The 16,569-nt window shown below is 69.2% G+C and carries 12 protein-coding genes; 9 read left to right on the top strand and 3 right to left on the bottom strand.

Features of this window, described 5'->3' with window-relative positions:
* Nucleotides 1-113: 113 nt before the first annotated feature.
* Nucleotides 114-4,088 (bottom strand): type VII secretion protein EccCa, encoded by a 3,975-nt coding sequence (gene eccCa, locus EES42_RS00060; RefSeq protein WP_124716057.1) that lies wholly within the window; start codon nt 4,086-4,088, stop codon nt 114-116.
* Nucleotides 4,089-4,485: 397 nt separating this feature from the next.
* Here eccCa and eccD point away from each other — a divergent pair, with 397 nt between their 5' ends.
* From eccD to EES42_RS00030, 6 genes are all read left to right on the top strand, one after another.
* A complete protein-coding gene (eccD, locus tag EES42_RS00055) occupies nt 4,486-5,988 on the top strand; it encodes a type VII secretion integral membrane protein EccD (RefSeq protein WP_124716056.1) in 1,503 nt (500 codons plus the stop codon).
* Nucleotides 5,989-6,177: 189 nt separating this feature from the next.
* Nucleotides 6,178-6,468, top strand: a complete 291-nt coding sequence (gene rpsO, locus EES42_RS00050; protein WP_003965855.1) for a 30S ribosomal protein S15 — start codon at nt 6,178-6,180, stop codon at nt 6,466-6,468.
* Nucleotides 6,469-6,804: 336 nt separating this feature from the next.
* On the top strand, nt 6,805-9,018 hold the full coding sequence (locus EES42_RS00045; protein WP_124716055.1) for a polyribonucleotide nucleotidyltransferase: 2,214 nt from the start codon (nt 6,805-6,807) through the stop codon (nt 9,016-9,018).
* Complete coding sequence (locus EES42_RS00040) at nt 9,015-10,394, top strand: M16 family metallopeptidase (RefSeq protein ID WP_124716054.1); 1,380 nt, start codon at nt 9,015-9,017, stop codon at nt 10,392-10,394. The genes EES42_RS00045 and EES42_RS00040 overlap by 4 nt, the downstream gene beginning before the upstream one ends.
* A 24-nt stretch (nt 10,395-10,418) precedes the next feature.
* Nucleotides 10,419-11,171: a 4-hydroxy-tetrahydrodipicolinate reductase gene (dapB, locus tag EES42_RS00035; RefSeq protein ID WP_124716053.1), complete on the top strand. Its 753-nt coding sequence runs from the start codon at nt 10,419-10,421 to the stop codon at nt 11,169-11,171.
* Between the two features lie 11 nt (nt 11,172-11,182).
* Nucleotides 11,183-11,641: a tetratricopeptide repeat protein gene (locus EES42_RS00030; protein WP_124716052.1), complete on the top strand. Its 459-nt coding sequence runs from the start codon at nt 11,183-11,185 to the stop codon at nt 11,639-11,641.
* Between the two features lie 38 nt (nt 11,642-11,679).
* Here EES42_RS00030 and EES42_RS00025 read toward each other — a convergent pair whose 3' ends face one another.
* The gene (locus EES42_RS00025; protein ID WP_124716051.1) at nt 11,680-12,231 is read right to left on the bottom strand and encodes a hypothetical protein; all 552 of its coding nucleotides are present in this window, start codon (nt 12,229-12,231) and stop codon (nt 11,680-11,682) included.
* A gap of 93 nt (nt 12,232-12,324) precedes the next feature.
* Complete coding sequence (locus EES42_RS00020) at nt 12,325-12,564, bottom strand: hypothetical protein (protein WP_124716050.1); 240 nt, start codon at nt 12,562-12,564, stop codon at nt 12,325-12,327.
* Nucleotides 12,565-12,749: 185 nt separating this feature from the next.
* Between EES42_RS00020 and thyX the strand changes: the two genes are divergently transcribed.
* The 3 genes from thyX (at nt 12,750) to EES42_RS00005 (ending at nt 16,354) form a co-directional block, all read left to right on the top strand.
* Complete coding sequence (gene thyX, locus EES42_RS00015) at nt 12,750-13,487, top strand: FAD-dependent thymidylate synthase (RefSeq protein ID WP_124716049.1); 738 nt, start codon at nt 12,750-12,752, stop codon at nt 13,485-13,487.
* A gap of 152 nt (nt 13,488-13,639) precedes the next feature.
* Entirely contained in the window at nt 13,640-14,539 is a 900-nt protein-coding gene (gene dapA, locus EES42_RS00010) for a 4-hydroxy-tetrahydrodipicolinate synthase (protein WP_124716048.1), read from the top strand.
* Nucleotides 14,540-14,668: 129 nt separating this feature from the next.
* Nucleotides 14,669-16,354 (top strand): ribonuclease J, encoded by a 1,686-nt coding sequence (locus EES42_RS00005; RefSeq protein WP_124716047.1) that lies wholly within the window; start codon nt 14,669-14,671, stop codon nt 16,352-16,354.
* Nucleotides 16,355-16,569 lie beyond the last annotated feature (215 nt).

Here is a 16,569-nt window from a genome sequence, read left to right as displayed (position 1 = left end):
GACAAGGAGAGGCAGAAAAGCAGGAAAGCAAGAAGGCCGGGAACGCGGACGGGGCACGGCCGGTCATGTAGACCGTCGCCGTGCCCCGTCCGCGTTCCCTGCCTGCGGCGCCCCTACCGCTGCCCGTCCATGAGCCCCGTCTGCACCAGCGGATTCCCGCGCCGCCGGGTGACGAAGACCCCGCGCCCCGGAGGCATCGGCCGCGGTCGTACGTTGCCGAGGACATCGCCCTCGATGGGGTCGCCCGAGAGCATCAGGCCCTGCGCGCCCAGCTCCACGATGCGCTGCATGAACGACTCGTACAGGGCCCGTCCGGCACCCGCCGTGCTGCGGGCGATGATGAACCGGACACCGACGTCACGTGAGAACGGCAGCATCTCCGTGAGCTTGGCCAGCGGGTTTCCGCTGGAGGTGGAGACCAGGTCGTAGTCGTCGACGACCACGTACACCGTCGGGCCGCTCCACCAGCTGCGTTCGCGCAGTTCCTGCGCCGTGACGTCGGGCGACGGCGTACGACGCTTCATCAGGTCGTACAGCGCGTCCACATGGTGCTCCATGTTGTTGGACATGGGCACGTACTCCGCCAGGTGCGTCGCGGGGGTGACGTCCAGGAGCGCTCGACGGTTGTCGATGACGAAGAACTTGCAGGTGTTCCCCTCGTACCTCTCACTCAGCTGCTTGATGAGCAGCCGCAGCAGGTTCGACTTGCCGGACTCGCTCTCGCCGAACACCAGGAAGAACGGGTCGCGCTCGAAGTCGAGGAAGACCGGCTCCAGGTTGTTCTCGTCGATGCCGAACGCGACGCCCCGCTCCGGATGCGCGTAACCCGCGGGCAGTTCGTGCACCGGGAGTTCGCGGGGCAGCAGCCGGACCGCCGGTGCGGAGGCCGCGGTCCAGTGGCGGGCGACTTCCTGGTTCATGGCGGCTGTCGCCTCGGAGAGGTCGCTGTCGGAGTTGATGCCGTCGATCCGCGGTACCGCCGCCATGAAGTGCAGCTTCTCCGGCGTGAGACCACGGCCGGGCACCCCTGCGGGCACGTTGACCGCGGCCTTGCGGTCCAGTTCGGAGTCCATGACGTCGCCGAGCCGCAGTTCGAGCCGGTTCATCAGGTGGTCCTTGAGGGTGGCCCGGACCTCCATGGAACGCGATGCCGTGACGATCAGGTGGATGCCGTACCCGAGGCCGCGCGCCGCGATGTCCAACGCTGCCGGTTCCAGGGCCTCGTAGTCCGTACGGAAGTTGCCCCAGCCGTCGATGATCAGGAACACGTCGCCCCACGGCTGGTCCGTGACCGAGATGTCGCCGCGCGCCCGCAGCCTGCGGAAGGTGGCGATGGAGTCGATGCCGGCGCTGCGGAAGTACTCCTCGCGCCGCGCCATGATCCCGTACACCTCGGAGACCGTACGCCGCACCCGCTCGGGGTCGAGCCGGGAGGCGATCCCGCCGACGTGCGGCAGGCCGGAGACCGAGGCCATGCCGCCGCCACCGAAGTCGAGTCCGTAGAACTGGACCTCCTGGGGCGTGTGGGTGAGCGCGAAGCCCGCGATGAGCGTGCGCAGCAGTGTGGACTTGCCGGACTGCGGACCACCGACGATCTGCATGTGACCCGCCGCGCCGGAGAAGTCCCGGTAGAGCGTGTCGCGCCGCTGCTCGTACGGCTTGTCGACCACACCCAGCGGTACGACGAGGCGGCCCGAACCCTCGAATCCGGGCTGCGTCAGCCCACGGCCCTCGACCGCGGAGAGCCCCGGCAGGAGCTCGTCCAGCGACGGCGGGTTGTCCAGCGGAGGAAGCCACACCTGGTGCGCGGAGGCCCCCCGGCCCTCCAGCCGGCGCACGATCACATCGAGCACCGTGTCGGCCAGGGCGTCGTCCTCCGACGTACGCGCGTCGGGCACGGAGGCACCGGTCTGCGGGCTCGGCTGTACGTAGCGAACCGGCACCGGAGCCGCCGTGAACACCACCGGCCTGCGGTCCACCGGCAGCGGGCCGGAGGGTACGGCGGCCTGGGCGCCCGAGCGGTACACCCCGGAGACGTACGCGGCCTTGAAGCGCACCATCTCGTCCGTGCCGTACTTCAGGTACCCGGAGCCGGGGACGTTGGGCAGGTGATAGGCATCGGGCACACCCAGCGCCGCCCGGGACTCGCCGGCCGAGAACGTGCGCAGGCCGATCCGGTACGACAGATAGGTCTCCAGACCGCGCAGCCGCCCCTCCTCAAGGCGCTGCGAGGCCAGCAGCAGATGGACGCCCAGCGAACGGCCGATGCGCCCGATCTGCACGAACATCTCGATGAAGTCGGGCTTGGCGGTCAGCAGTTCGCTGAACTCGTCGATGACCAGGACGAGCGAGGGGATGGGCTGCAGCGGGGCGCCCGCGGCGCGTGCCTTCTCGTAGTCGTGGATGTTGGCGTAGTTGCCCGCGTCGCGCAGCATCTCCTGCCGGCGGTTGAGCTCACCGCTGATGGAGTCACCCATGCGGTCGACCAGCGTCAGATCGTCCGCGAGGTTGGTGATCACCGCCGCGACATGGGGCATCTGAGCCATGCCGGCGAAGGTGGCACCACCCTTGAAGTCCGCCAGGACGAAGTTGAGCGTCTCCGAGGTGTGGGTGACGGCAAGGCCGAGCACGAGCGTGCGCAGCAGCTCGGACTTTCCGGAACCGGTGGCGCCGACGCACAGTCCGTGCGGCCCCATTCCCTCCTGCGCCGCTTCCTTGAGGTCCAGCATCACGGGGCTGCCGTCCTCGCCGACCCCGATCGGGACGCGCAGCCGCTCCGCCTGGGAGCGGGCCCGCCAGGTCCTGGCGACATCGATCGAGGCCGCGTCACCGAGGTTCAGCAGATCGGTGAATTCGAGATTGGCGAGAAGTGGCTCGTCGTCGTCCCCGCCCGAGGCCACATGGAGCGGCGCCAGTTGCCGGGCCAGCGCTTCGGCGGCCTCGTGACTGAGCAGGTCGGGAACGCCGTCGTAGACCAGTCCGTGCCCGGACTCCAGCTGGAGCAGATGGGGTTGGACCACGACGGACAGGCCGCCACGAGCGCCGTTGACCTCGCCCGGTACGACCTCGATGACCGTCACGCCCTGAAGGCCCTCGGCCGCGGCGAGCGCGGACACCGGAGATACGGACTGGCCGTCGAGCACGACGACGACATGGGGCTGGTCCATGAGCGGCTGGCCATCGGGCTGGAAGCGCGGCCGGCCGTCGAGCCGGGGCGCGAGCATCTCCTCCAGCTCCGCGACGCTCGTGGTGATCAGCCGGCGGACGCCGGCACCGTCGACGAGGTCCGGGGCCTGGACGTGCGGGAGCCACTTCGTCCATTCCCAGCGCGGGGCGGCGTCCCGGTCCGTCGCGACGGCGACGACCAGGTCCTCGGGGGAGTGCAGTGAGGCGAGCGCACCGACCATGGCGCGGGCCGTGGAACGGACGGACTCCGCCTCGCCGCTGATCGTGAGGTGGTAGAAGGCGCGCAGCGAGACCGCCATGGGCAGGCCGTCGAGCGTGCTGTGGGTCGTCAGGAACTGCTGCATCGCCCCCGCGGTCAACGGCTCCAGCTCGTCCACCGGCGCGGTGTCGGGGGCGATGAGCGGCGTGGCGAGTTCCTGACTGCCCAGGCCGATGCGTACCTGTGCGAAGTCGGCGTCACCGACGCGGCGTTCCCAGACCCGGCTGCCCTCGGCGACGAGCGCCCACAGCTGGTCCGGGGACGGGTGGAGATAGAACTGTGCGTCGCGCTGTTTCCGGGCCGTCCTCAGCACGGAACGTCTGGTCTGCGTCAGGTACTTCAGGTAGTCCCGCCGCATGTCGGCGAGCTGTCCCTGGGTCCCCCGCCGGAAGCGGACCATCATCGCGATGGCCATGGCGACCGTCGAGGCGACCATGATCATGCCCATGATCCGCATGATCGGGTTCGGGGTCATGAAGAAGAAGACCACGGAACCACCCATGCCGAGCATCGGCAGCAGCTGCATCATCACCCCCTCCTGCTGACCGCGAGGAAGTTCGGGCGGAGGTTGCAACTGCACCTGCTCGTCCGGCACTTCGGAGGGCAGGGCCCGCGGTGGGCGCTTGACGACAATCTGGCTCACAGCTCACCAATTCCCTTGCCGGACAGAACTGTTCGTATCGGCGCCCCCGTGGCGACGGGCTCCATCCGCGGGAGGATCCTACTGGCGTATGGAATGACATCGAGAGCGGTAGGGTGTCGCAACGCGTGTAAGCATTCGCTAACTACCGCAAGGAAACGGCCGTTCGGGACGCGAAGGCTGTCCCGTGGCCCCGGCGGATCGGCGTGCGTCGTCGGATGCGCACATCGCAAGGCGCGGGGACGCCCCGAGCGGTGGATGCAACCGGGCGTTGCGGCAACGCGGCGAGGCGCCGTGGTTGTCGTCCCGCGCCCGCCGGGGATGCACGGGACGGCCCTCAGCGAGGTCCGCGATCCCCGGTTCGTTTCAGGCGAACGATGAGGGGGAGCAGCAGGTGACTATGACGGCCCAAACGGCGGCCACCGGACAAGGTCGGCCCGGTCCCGGAGTTCCGGCCGGCAACGGGACCGGCTTCTGCCGGGTCACGGTCGTCGCGCCCGACAGCCGCGTCGACGTGGCGCTGCCGGAGGACATTCCCGTCGCCGACCTGTACCCGGAGATCCTCCGGCTGTCGGGACAGAGCCCCGCCCAGGGCGCGCCGGTCGGCTATCACCTGGTACGTCGCGACGGCACCGTCCTCGACAGCGGGCGCACCCTGGCCGGCCAGCGCATCCTCGACGGCGAGCTGCTGTCCCTGCGCCCCTTCTCCGAGTCGCTGCCGCCCGCGGTCTTCGACGACGTCTCCGACGCGGTCGCCACGGCCGTCGCCCGCGACCGCACCCTCTGGGGCGACAGCCTCATGCGCGGTGCGGGGCTCTTCGCGGGGTCGCTCCTGCTGGTCCTGCTCGGTTTCGTGCTGTGGAACTCCGGCCCCAGGCACGACATGCACGGGCTGCCGGGCGCCCTTGCCGCGATCGTCGCCGTACTCGCTCTCGCGCTCGCCTGCGTACGTGCCCGGGTGTACGACGACCGGGGATCGTGCACGGCGCTGGGCATCGGCGCGCTCGCGAACGCCGCGGTCTCCGGCGCCGGGCTGCTGTCGCTCGGCGAGGGGCAGGGCATCGGCAGGCTCCAGTTCCTGCTCGCCTGCGCCGCCGTGCTGGTGGTCGCGGTGATCCTCATGATCGCCGCCCCCGGCGGGGACGGAATCTTCGTCGCGTTCGTGTTCGCCGCCGCCGTCGGCGTACTGGTGACCTTCGTCGCGATCATCGCCGGCATGGAGCCCGCCGAGACCGCCGCGGTGTGCGCGCCGCTCTCCGTGGGCGTGCTCGCCTTCCTGCCCGGTCTGTCCACCCGTTTCGCCCGCCTCCCCATCGGCTTCGAGCCGCCCCGCACCACCGCCGGTGACTACGGGACGTCCGAACCGGCCCCGCAGGGCCCGGTCGACGCCGACCGCATCGCCGCCCAGGCGCGGCGCGGGCATGAACTGCTCGTCGGCCTGGTCGGCGGATGCGCGCTGGTGGCCGTGGGCGCCGCGGCCGTCCTGGGGTTCTCGGACAACATCTGGGGCCAGCTGCTGGCGCTCGCCACCGGGGTGGCCATGCTGATGCGTTCCCACCTGTTCCGTTACACGGCCCAGGTCGGCTGCGCGCTGGCGGCGGGCCTCGGCGCACTCGTGCTCCTGGGCCTCGGCCTCTCCCTCAACCCGCCGGTCGAAATGCTGCGCGACGCCGCCATGGGGGACAGCACCGCTCTCGACATCCGTACGATCTGGCTCGCCGCCGCCGTCGCGGGCGCCGCCGCTCTGATCACCGCCATCGGGCTGATCGTGCCGCGCAAGGGGGTGACCCCGTTCTGGGGGCGCTTCCTGGAGATCGCCGAAGCGTGTGTGCTCCTGACGCTGATCCCCCTGTGCCTCGCCGTCTTCGACCTCTACCGTTCGATCCGCGCTCTCACCAGCTGACCCCGCGCACCCGCCCGGCCGAACCGGCTGCGCAGGACTGGTACGCTGTGTGACGGCCGTTTGTGTACGCGCTCCCGGATCATCCTGGGATCTGCGCTCATCGGACCTTCGCCTCCGAGTCATGGAAGCTCCCCTGCGATCAAGACCAGGGGCACTCGTGGGGCGCATCGAACATCAAGAGGAGTACGCGTGCCGCTCGACGCCGCTACGAAGAAGCAGATCATGTCCGAGTTCGCCCAGAAGGAGGGTGACACCGGATCCCCCGAGGTCCAGGTCGCCATGCTCTCCCGCCGGATCTCGGACCTGACGGAGCACCTCAAGACGCACAAGCACGACCACCACTCCCGTCGTGGTCTGCTGATCCTGGTCGGCCAGCGTCGCCGCCTCCTTCAGTACCTGGCCAAGAAGGACATCCAGCGCTTCCGTGCCCTGGTCGACCGCCTCGGCATCCGCCGCGGTGCGGCCGGCGGCGCCAAGTAGTTCGCCGTGAAGGGAGCGGTTCCCACCACTGAGGGGGGCCGCTCCCTTTGCTGTACGTACGATTGTGCGTACGCGGGCAGGAACCGGACGTGACGGGTCCGCCCGCACGGCCGGAAATGCCAAGCAGAACCGAATCTCAGTAACCTGGTCGGAGAACGACCAACGGACGAGCGAGAAGCAGACCTCCCCGCCGCCGGTCCTCGGTAGTGGCCCCCGGACTCATCGACCCGGGTGCTTCGATCGAAGACCGGCCCGCCGATGGAGGGCTTCTCCGCTACCGTCCCCCGCCACACGGGCGTGGGGGCGAGAAGACGATATGTATCGGAGAAAACGCTAGTGGAGAACGAGACCCACTACGCCGAGGCCGTTATCGACAACGGAACCTTCGGCACCCGCACCATCCGCTTCGAGACGGGCCGCCTGGCCAAGCAGGCCGCCGGCTCCGCCGTGGCGTACCTGGACGACGACACCATGGTGCTGTCGGCCACCACCGCTTCCAAGAAGCCCAAGGACCAGCTCGACTTCTTCCCCCTCACGGTGGACGTCGAGGAGCGGCAGTACGCCGCCGGCAAGATCCCCGGCTCCTTCTTCCGTCGTGAGGGCCGGCCCTCCGAGGACGCGATCCTCACCTGCCGCCTGATCGACCGCCCGCTGCGCCCCTCCTTCAAGAAGGGCCTGCGCAACGAGATCCAGATCGTCGAGACGATCATGGCGCTCAACCCCGACCACCTGTACGACGTGGTCGCGATCAACGCCGCCTCCTGCTCCACGCAGCTGGCCGGCCTGCCCTTCTCCGGCCCCGTCGGCGGCACCCGTGTCGCGCTGATCAAGGGCCAGTGGGTCGCCTTCCCGACGCACACCGAGCTCGAGGACGCCGTCTTCGACATGGTCGTCGCCGGTCGCGTCCTGGAGGACGGCGACGTCGCGATCATGATGGTCGAGGCCGAGGCCACCGAGAAGACCATCCAGCTCGTCAAGGACGGCGCCGAGGCCCCGACCGAGGAGGTCGTCGCCGCCGGTCTGGAAGCCGCGAAGCCCTTCATCAAGGCCCTCTGCAAGGCCCAGTCGGACCTCGCCGCCAAGGCCGCCAAGCCCACCGGCGACTTCCCGGTCTTCCTGGACTACCAGGACGACGTCTTCGAGGCGCTCGCCGCCGCCGTGACGTCCGAGCTGGCCCAGGCGCTCACCATCGCGGGCAAGCAGGACCGCGAGACCGAGCTGGACCGCGTCAAGGAGATCGCCGCCGAGAAGCTCCTCCCGGCCTTCGAGGGCCGCGAGAAGGAGATCTCCGCCGCGTACCGCGCGCTGACCAAGAAGCTGGTCCGCGAGCGCGTCATCAAGGACAAGGTCCGCATCGACGGCCGCGGCGTCACGGACATCCGTACGCTCGCCGCCGAGGTCGAGGCCATCCCGCGGGTGCACGGCTCGGCCCTGTTCGAGCGTGGCGAGACCCAGATCCTGGGCGTCACCACCCTCAACATGCTCCGCATGGAGCAGCAGCTGGACACCCTCTCCCCGGTGACCCGCAAGCGCTACATGCACAACTACAACTTCCCGCCGTACTCCGTCGGTGAGACCGGCCGCGTGGGCTCGCCCAAGCGCCGCGAGATCGGCCACGGTGCGCTCGCCGAGCGCGCCATCGTGCCGGTGCTGCCGACGCGCGAGGAGTTCCCCTACGCGATCCGCCAGGTCTCCGAGGCGCTGGGCTCCAACGGCTCGACGTCCATGGGCTCGGTCTGCGCCTCCACCATGTCGCTGCTCAACGCCGGTGTGCCGCTCAAGGCCGCCGTCGCCGGTATCGCCATGGGTCTGATCTCCCAGGAGATCGACGGCAAGACCCACTACGTCGCCCTCACCGACATCCTCGGTGCGGAGGACGCCTTCGGCGACATGGACTTCAAGGTCGCCGGTACGAAGCAGTTCGTCACCGCGCTCCAGCTCGACACCAAGCTCGACGGCATCCCCGCCTCGGTCCTGGCCGCCGCGCTGAAGCAGGCCCGCGACGCCCGCCTCCACATCCTCGATGTGATGAACGAGGCCATCGACGTCCCGGACGAGATGTCCCCGAACGCCCCGCGGATCATCACCGTCAAGATCCCGGTGGACAAGATCGGTGAGGTCATCGGCCCCAAGGGCAAGATGATCAACCAGATCCAGGAGGACACCGGCGCCGACATCACGATCGAGGACGACGGCACCATCTACATCGGTGCCGCCGACGGACCGGCCGCCGAGGCCGCCCGCGCCACGATCAACTCGATCGCCAACCCGACCATGCCGGAGGTCGGCGAGCGCTACCTGGGTACGGTCGTCAAGACCACCACCTTCGGTGCCTTCGTCTCCCTGATGCCCGGCAAGGACGGCCTGCTGCACATCTCGCAGATCCGCAAGCTCGCCGGTGGCAAGCGCGTGGAGAACGTCGAGGACGTGCTCGGTGTCGGCACCAAGGTCCAGGTCGAGATCGCCGAGATCGACTCCCGCGGCAAGCTCTCCCTGATCCCGGTCATCGAGGGCGAAGAGGACGAGAAGAAGGACGACGCCGCCAAGTGACGTCCCGTAGTTCCGTGACGACGGCCCGCGCCTCCTCGAAGGCGCGGGCCGTCGCCCGTACCCAAACGCTTCTCAAGGGCACCAACGGCATCGGTACGGTCCGCCGCACCGTCCTGCCCGGCGGCCTCCGGGTCGTCACCGAGACCCTGCCCTCCGTACGCTCCGCCACCTTCGGTATCTGGGCCAACGTCGGATCACGCGACGAGACCCCCACGCTGAACGGCGCGACGCACTACCTCGAACACCTCCTCTTCAAGGGCACCGCCAAGCGCAGCGCCCTGGACATCTCCGCCGCGATCGACGCGGTCGGCGGCGAGATGAACGCCTTCACGGCGAAGGAGTACACCTGCTACTACGCGCGGGTCCTCGACACCGACCTGCCGCTGGCCATCGACATCGTCTGCGACATGCTGACCGGCTCGCTGATCACCACCGAGGACGTCGACGCCGAGCGCGGCGTCATCCTCGAAGAGATCGCGATGACCGAGGACGACCCGGGCGACTGCGTGCACGACCTGTTCGCGCACACCATGCTCGGCGACACCCCCCTCGGCCGTCCGGTCCTCGGTACCGTCGACACCATCAACGCGCTCGACCGCGGCCGGATCGCCCGCTTCTACAAGAAGCACTACGACCCCACGCACCTGGTCGTCGCCGCCGCGGGCAACATCGACCACGCCACCGTCGTACGCCAGGTCCGCCGCGCGTTCGAGCGGGCGGGCGCCCTGTCCCGCACCGACGCCGTCCCGGTCGCCCCGCGCGAGGGATCGCGCACCCTGCGCACCGCGGGCCGGGTCGAGCTGCTGAACCGCAAGACCGAGCAGGCCCACGTCGTCCTCGGCGTACCCGGCCTGGCGCGCACCGACGATCGCCGCTGGGCACTGGGTGTGCTCAGCACCGCCCTCGGCGGCGGCATGAGCTCACGCCTCTTCCAGGAGGTACGGGAGAAGCGCGGCCTCGCCTACAGCGTGTACTCGTACACCTCGGGCTTCGCCGACTGCGGACTCTTCGGCGTGTACGCGGGCTGCCGGCCCAGCCAGGTCCACGACGTCCTCAAGATCTGCCGGGACGAGATCGACCGGGTGGCGTCCGAGGGACTGACCGACGAGGAGATCGGCCGCGCCATCGGCCAGCTCTCCGGCTCCACCGTCCTCGGCCTGGAGGACACCGGCGCGCTGATGAACCGCATCGGCAAGAGTGAGCTGTGCTGGGGCGACCAGATGTCGGTCGACGACATGCTCGCCCGGATGGCACAGGTCACCCCCGACGACGTGCGCGAGGTCGCGGCCGAGGTCCTCGGACACCGCCCCTCCCTCTCCGTCATCGGCCCGCTCAAGGACAAGCAGGCCGACCGCCTCGAAGAAGCGGTCTCCTAACCCCACCGTTAAGGAACCAGAGCAATGAGCAAGCTGCGCGTGGCCGTTCTCGGCGCCAAGGGCCGGATCGGATCCGAGGCGGTACGAGCCGTCGAGGCCGCCGACGACATGGAGCTGGTGGCCGCGCTGGGCCGCGGCGACCAGTTGGAGACCCTCACGGAATCCGGCGCCCAGGTCGTCGTCGAGCTCACCACCCCCGCGTCGGTGATGGACAACCTCGACTTCTGCGTCCGGCACGGCATCCACGCCGTCGTCGGTACGACGGGCTGGTCCGACGAACGGCTCGCGCAGCTCAACGCCTGGCTCTCCGGCTCCCCGGAGACCGGTGTGCTCATCGCGCCGAACTTCTCCATCGGCGCCGTCCTCACGATGAAGTTCGCGGAGCAGGCCGCCCGCTACTTCGAGTCGGTCGAGGTCGTCGAACTGCACCACCCCAACAAGGTGGACGCGCCCTCGGGCACCGCCACCCGCACCGCCCAGCTGATCGCCGACGCCCGCCGGAAGGCCGGCTGTGCCCCGCAGCCCGACGCCACCACCACCGCCCTGGACGGTGCCCGTGGCGCGGACGTGGACGGGGTCCCCGTCCACGCGATCCGGCTCCGCGGTCTCCTCGCGCACCAGGAAGTGCTGCTCGGCGGCGAGGGCGAGACGCTCACCATCCGCCACGACTCCCTGCACCACAGCAGCTTCATGCCGGGCATCCTGCTCGGTGTACGCCGCGTGGTGACCACTCCCGGCCTCACGTTCGGCCTGGAAAACTTCCTCGACCTGAACTGACTGAGCCTGCCATGCGCGCAAAGATCACCTACTTCGTCACCGCTGCCGTCCTGGTCTTCTACTTCGCCCTGGTCGGCAGCCGTGGCGTACTGCTCATCCGGCACGGCACGCTGCTGACGGTCACCTTCGGGGTCGCGGTGCTGATCCTGCCGGTGATCGGCATCTGGTTCCTCTGGAAGAACACCCAGTTCGTGTCGCGGGCGAACGCGCTGGCCGCGGAGCTCGACGCGGAGGGCGGCCTGCCGGTCGACGAACTGGTCCGCACCCCCTCCGGCCGGATCGACCGCGACTCGGCCGACGCCGTGTTCGCCCGCCGCCGCGAGGAGACCGAGGACACCCCGGACGACTGGCGCTGCTGGTTCCGCCTCGCCGTCGCCTACCAGGACGCCAGGGACACCCCGCGGGCCCGCAAGGCCATGCAGCGCGCGATCGCCCTGCACACGAAGGACGCCCGGCCCAGCACCCCCTGAAGGGGCCGGGCCGGGCGTCCTGCCGGCTGTCCGGGGGCTCAGCCCCGCCGGTACTCGTCCCCCCATGCCTCCACCGTGTCGGCGGCGCGGTCGAACGCCTCGCTCCGGGTCAGGAAGTCGGCGTTGCTGTCGGTGAGCAGCGGCGAAACCGGCTCGCCCCCCTGGCGTACCAGGATCAGCGCCTGCCCCTGGACGGTGCGGGGGAACCCGAGCCACTTCACGGGCTGCTGGACCGTGCGGATGGCGGCGACCCGGTTCCACGGCACGGTGACGCTCGTGAAGAAGCCCACCCGGCGCACGCCGTGCCTGCTGACCCAGGTACCGACCCGCAGCAGCCGCAGCGCGCAGAGGATGACCACGAGGGCGAGGCCCAGGCACACTGCCGAACCCGGCACCGCCCCGGCGAACGCGATGATCATTCCCGCGAGCAGCACGAACGACGCGAGCAGCAGCAGGCCGGCCGCCGCCGCGACCCGCCAGGGGCCGGGACGGTACGGGCGCCGCCAGCTGTCGTGGTCGTCGAACGGCAGCGCGATGTCCTCGGCGCTCGCGTCAAATGCGCGGTCGGCCGTCAGGAAGGGCAGGGGCACGACTGATCCTCACTCACAAACACGCTCGATTGCTGTGCCCGGTGAGGCTACCGAGGAGATCACCGACCAGACCACCCCAGGGGCCCGTACGAGTCAGCGCCCGTGGGTGGCCTCGGTCTGCTCGGCGTGCGAAGGGCTCTGCGCGGGGCTGAGCGCGGGCAGGCCGAGGATCAGCGCCCCGACGAGACCGGCGACCATGGTCAGCCCGACGAGGGAACGGCCGGCCAGCTGGGAGACGGTGGCGCGCTGCCGGGGCGGGGGAGTGACGTTACTGCGGAATCGGTCGCTCTCGGCCACGAACGAGAACGGGACGGATTCACGCCGGCGGAACATGAGGAAGGTCTCCTTGAACTCTGTTACGGATGCTGCTATTGAGTCAGACGCACAATGGGCCCGATCGGTGCCCCGAATCGCCGAATTCGTCGAAGAAATCCCTGGACGGCCCTTCCGGCCCGGTTGTCAGTGGCGGCCCGTAGAGTGGGCGCCGCCCGAGCGACGCAACTGGAAGGACCCCGCCGGTGACCGAGACCCCCGAGCCCGCAAAGCCCAGCTTCCGCAGCGATGTGACCGTTGAGCTGGTGAAACACGCCGCGGGCGACTCCGACGTCCTGTTCGCGGCCCGCGTCTCCACGGCCGGCGAGCAGTCCCTGGAGGAGGTCACCAAGGACCCCGAGCGCTCCAAGGGACTCATCAACTACCTGATGCGCGACCGCCACGGCAGCCCGTTCGAGCACAACTCGATGACCTTCTTCATCAGCGCCCCGATCTTCGTGTTCCGCGAGTTCATGCGCCACCGCGTCGGCTGGTCGTACAACGAGGAATCGGGCCGCTACCGGGAGCTGGAGCCGGTCTTCTACGTCCCGGACGCCTCCCGCAAGCTCGTCCAGCAGGGCCGCCCCGGCAAGTACGAGTTCGTCGAGGGCACCCAGGCCCAGCAGGAGCTCACCGGCCGCGTCATGGAGGACTCCTACCGCCAGGCGTACGAGGCCTACCAGGAGATGCTCGCCGCCGGAGTGGCCCGCGAGGTCGCCCGCGCCGTGCTCCCCGTCGGCCTCTTCTCCTCGATGTACGCCACGTGCAACGCCCGCTCGCTGATGCACTTCCTCGGCCTGCGCACCCAGCACGAACTGGCGAAGGTGCCGTCCTTCCCGCAGCGCGAGATCGAGATGGTCGGCCAGCAGATGGAGGAGCACTGGGCCCGTCTCATGCCGCTCACCCATGCAGCCTTCAACAAGAACGGCCGAGTAGCCCCGTAAGCGGTGTCCGTATTGCGGCGTTTCGTGAAGTTCATCTAGGCTGATCAAACGGACCCGGCACTGCTTGAACCCCCGAGCAGGCAGTGCCGGGCTCCTATCGCTTGTCCCCCCGAGGGGACATTGGGCCCTGAGCAGCGAGTAGCGTGTTACCCATGGCTCCGATCTCCACTCCGCAGACCCCCTTCGGGCGGGTCCTCACCGCTATGGTCACGCCCTTCACGGCGGACGGCGCACTCGACCTCGACGGCGCCCAGCGGCTCGCCGCCCATCTGGTGGACGCAGGCAATGACGGCCTGGTCGTCAACGGCACCACCGGCGAGTCCCCGACCACCAGCGACGCGGAGAAAGACCAGCTCGTAAGGGCGGTACTGGAAGCGGTGGGAGACCGGGCCCACGTCGTCGCCGGCATCGGCACCAACGACACCCGCCACAGCATCGAGCTCGCCCGTACGGCCGAACGCTCCGGCGCCCACGGGCTCCTCGCGGTGACGCCGTACTACAACAAGCCGCCGCAGGAAGGCCTCTTCCGCCACTTCACGGCCATCGCGGACGCCACCGGCCTGCCGGTGATGCTCTACGACATCCCCGGCCGCAGCGGTGTGCCGATCGACACGGAGACGCTGGTACGGCTCGCCGAGCACCCGCGCATCGTCGCCAACAAGGACGCCAAGGGCGACCTCGGCCGCGCCAGCTGGGCCATCGCCCGCTCCGGCCTCGCCTGGTACTCCGGCGACGACATGCTCAACCTGCCGCTGCTCTCGGTCGGCGCCATCGGCTTCGTCTCCGTCGTCGGCCATGTCGTCACCCCCGACCTGCGCGCCCTCGTCGAGGCCCATGCAGGCGGCGACGTCCAGAAGGCCACGGAGATCCACCAGAAGCTCCTGCCGGTCTTCACCGGCATGTTCCGCACCCAGGGTGTGATCACCACCAAGGCAGCCCTGGCCCTCCAGGGACTGCCCGCAGGTCCGCTGCGCCTCCCGCTGGTGGAGCTCACCGAGCAGGAAACGGCCCAGCTCAAGATCGATCTCGCCGCCGGCGGGGTAGAGCTGTAATCACAGACTTCACAACTGAATACGCGAAGAACACTCGCAAGAGCGAAAAAACAGACAACAGCAAGTGCACGAATGACATGCGCGCCACGTGCCCAAGCGGTACGTGGCGTGCGTGGTAAGGAGAGTCTTTTGAGTCATCCGCATCCCGAACTCGGCACCCCGCCGAAGCTCCCGAAGGGCGGCCTCCGGGTCACCCCGCTCGGCGGCCTCGGCGAAATCGGCCGCAACATGACGGTCTTCGAGTACGGCGGCCGCCTGCTCATCGTCGACTGCGGAGTCCTCTTCCCCGAGGAGGAGCAGCCCGGAATCGACCTGATCCTGCCGGACTTCACCACGATCCGGGACCGTCTCGACGACATCGAGGGCATCGTCCTCACGCACGGACACGAGGACCACATCGGTGGTGTCCCGTATCTGCTGCGCCTGAAGCCGGACATCCCCCTCATCGGCTCCAAGCTGACCCTCGCGCTGATCGAGGCGAAGCTCCAGGAGCACCGCATCCGTCCGTACACCCTCGAAGTGGCGGAGGGCCAGCGCGAGCGCATCGGCGTGTTCGACTGCGAGTTCATCGCGGTCAACCACTCCATCCCGGACGCCCTCGCGGTCGCCATCCGCACCCCCGCGGGCATGGCCGTCGCGACCGGCGACTTCAAGATGGACCAGCTCCCGCTGGACGGCCGGCTCACCGACCTGCACGCCTTCGCCCGGCTGAGCGAGGAAGGCATCGACCTCCTCCTCTCCGACTCGACGAACGCCGAGGTCCCCGGCTTCGTACCGCCCGAGCGGGACATCTCCAACGTCCTGCGCACGGTCTTCGCCAACGCCCAGAAGCGCATCATCGTGGCGAGCTTCGCCAGCCACGTGCACCGCATCCAGCAGATCCTCGACGCGGCACACGAGTACGGCCGCAGGGTCGCCTTCGTCGGCCGCTCGATGGTCCGCAACATGGGCATCGCCCGCGACCTCGGCTACCTGCGGGTTCCCGCGGGCCTGGTCGTCGACGTCAAGACCCTCGACGACCTGCCGGACGACGAGGTCGTGCTCGTCTGCACCGGATCCCAGGGCGAGCCGATGGCGGCCCTGTCCCGGATGGCCAACCGCGACCACCAGATCCGGATCGTCCCGGGTGACACGGTGATCCTGGCGTCGTCCCTGATCCCGGGCAACGAGAACGCGGTCTACCGCGTGATCAACGGCCTGACCCGCTGGGGCGCCAACGTCGTCCACAAGGGCAACGCCAAGGTCCACGTCTCGGGCCACGCCTCGGCCGGCGAGCTGCTGTACTTCTACAACATCTGCAAGCCGAAGAACCTGATGCCGGTCCACGGCGAATGGCGCCATCTGAGGGCCAACGCCGAACTGGGCGCGCTCACCGGAGTGCCCAAGGACCACATCGTCATCGCCGAGGACGGCGTCGTCGTCGACCTCGTCGACGGCCGGGCCAAGATCGTCGGCAAGGTCCAGGCGGGTTACGTCTACGTCGACGGCCTGTCGGTCGGCGACGTCACCGAGACCTCGCTCAAGGACCGCCGGATCCTCGGTGAAGAGGGCATCATCTCCGTCTTCATCGTGGTCGACAGCTCCTCCGGCAAGATCACGGGCGGACCGGACATCCACGCCCGCGGCTCCGGCATCGACGACTCGGCGTTCAGCGCCGTCGTGCCGAAGATCGAGGAAGCGATCAACAGGTCCGCCCAGGACGGCGTGCTGGAGCCGCACCAGGTCCAGCAGCTCGTCCGTCGCACGGTGGGCAAGTGGGTCTCCGACACCTACCGCCGGCGCCCGATGATCCTTCCGGTCGTCGTCGAGGTCTGACGCCGACGGCGCGAACTCCGGAGCGGGGCCCCCGATTTGCATCGGGGCGCCCCGCTCCAGTACGTTTACGGCTCCGCCTGACCGGGAAGCACCGCGCACACTCGTGTGCGCCGAGCGTCCGGCACGGGGCGGGAATTCCGACTCAGAACTTCTGATAAAGTCGGATCCGCCGAAAGGCAAGGCCACTCCAAAGGCCACCAGAATTCAAATTCGAA

Source organism: Streptomyces sp. ADI95-17 (assembly GCF_003846175.1).
GTDB classification, from domain to species: domain Bacteria; phylum Actinomycetota; class Actinomycetes; order Streptomycetales; family Streptomycetaceae; genus Streptomyces; species Streptomyces sanglieri.
The sequence above is the reverse complement of the archived record's forward strand: the minus strand, read 5'-3'. Positions and strand labels throughout refer to the sequence as shown.

Bases quoted from the DNA above. Each gene is read 5' to 3' on its own strand.
- dapB (WP_124716053.1), top strand. From the start codon at position 10,419: ATGAGCAAGCTGCGCGTGGCCGTTCTCGGCGCCAAGGGCCGGATCGGA.
- eccD (WP_124716056.1), top strand. From the start codon at position 4,486: ATGACGGCCCAAACGGCGGCCACCGGACAAGGTCGGCCCGGTCCCGGA.
- dapA (WP_124716048.1), top strand. From the start codon at position 13,640: ATGGCTCCGATCTCCACTCCGCAGACCCCCTTCGGGCGGGTCCTCACC.
- EES42_RS00030 (WP_124716052.1), top strand. From the start codon at position 11,183: ATGCGCGCAAAGATCACCTACTTCGTCACCGCTGCCGTCCTGGTCTTC.
- EES42_RS00020 (WP_124716050.1), bottom strand. From the start codon at position 12,564: ATGTTCCGCCGGCGTGAATCCGTCCCGTTCTCGTTCGTGGCCGAGAGC.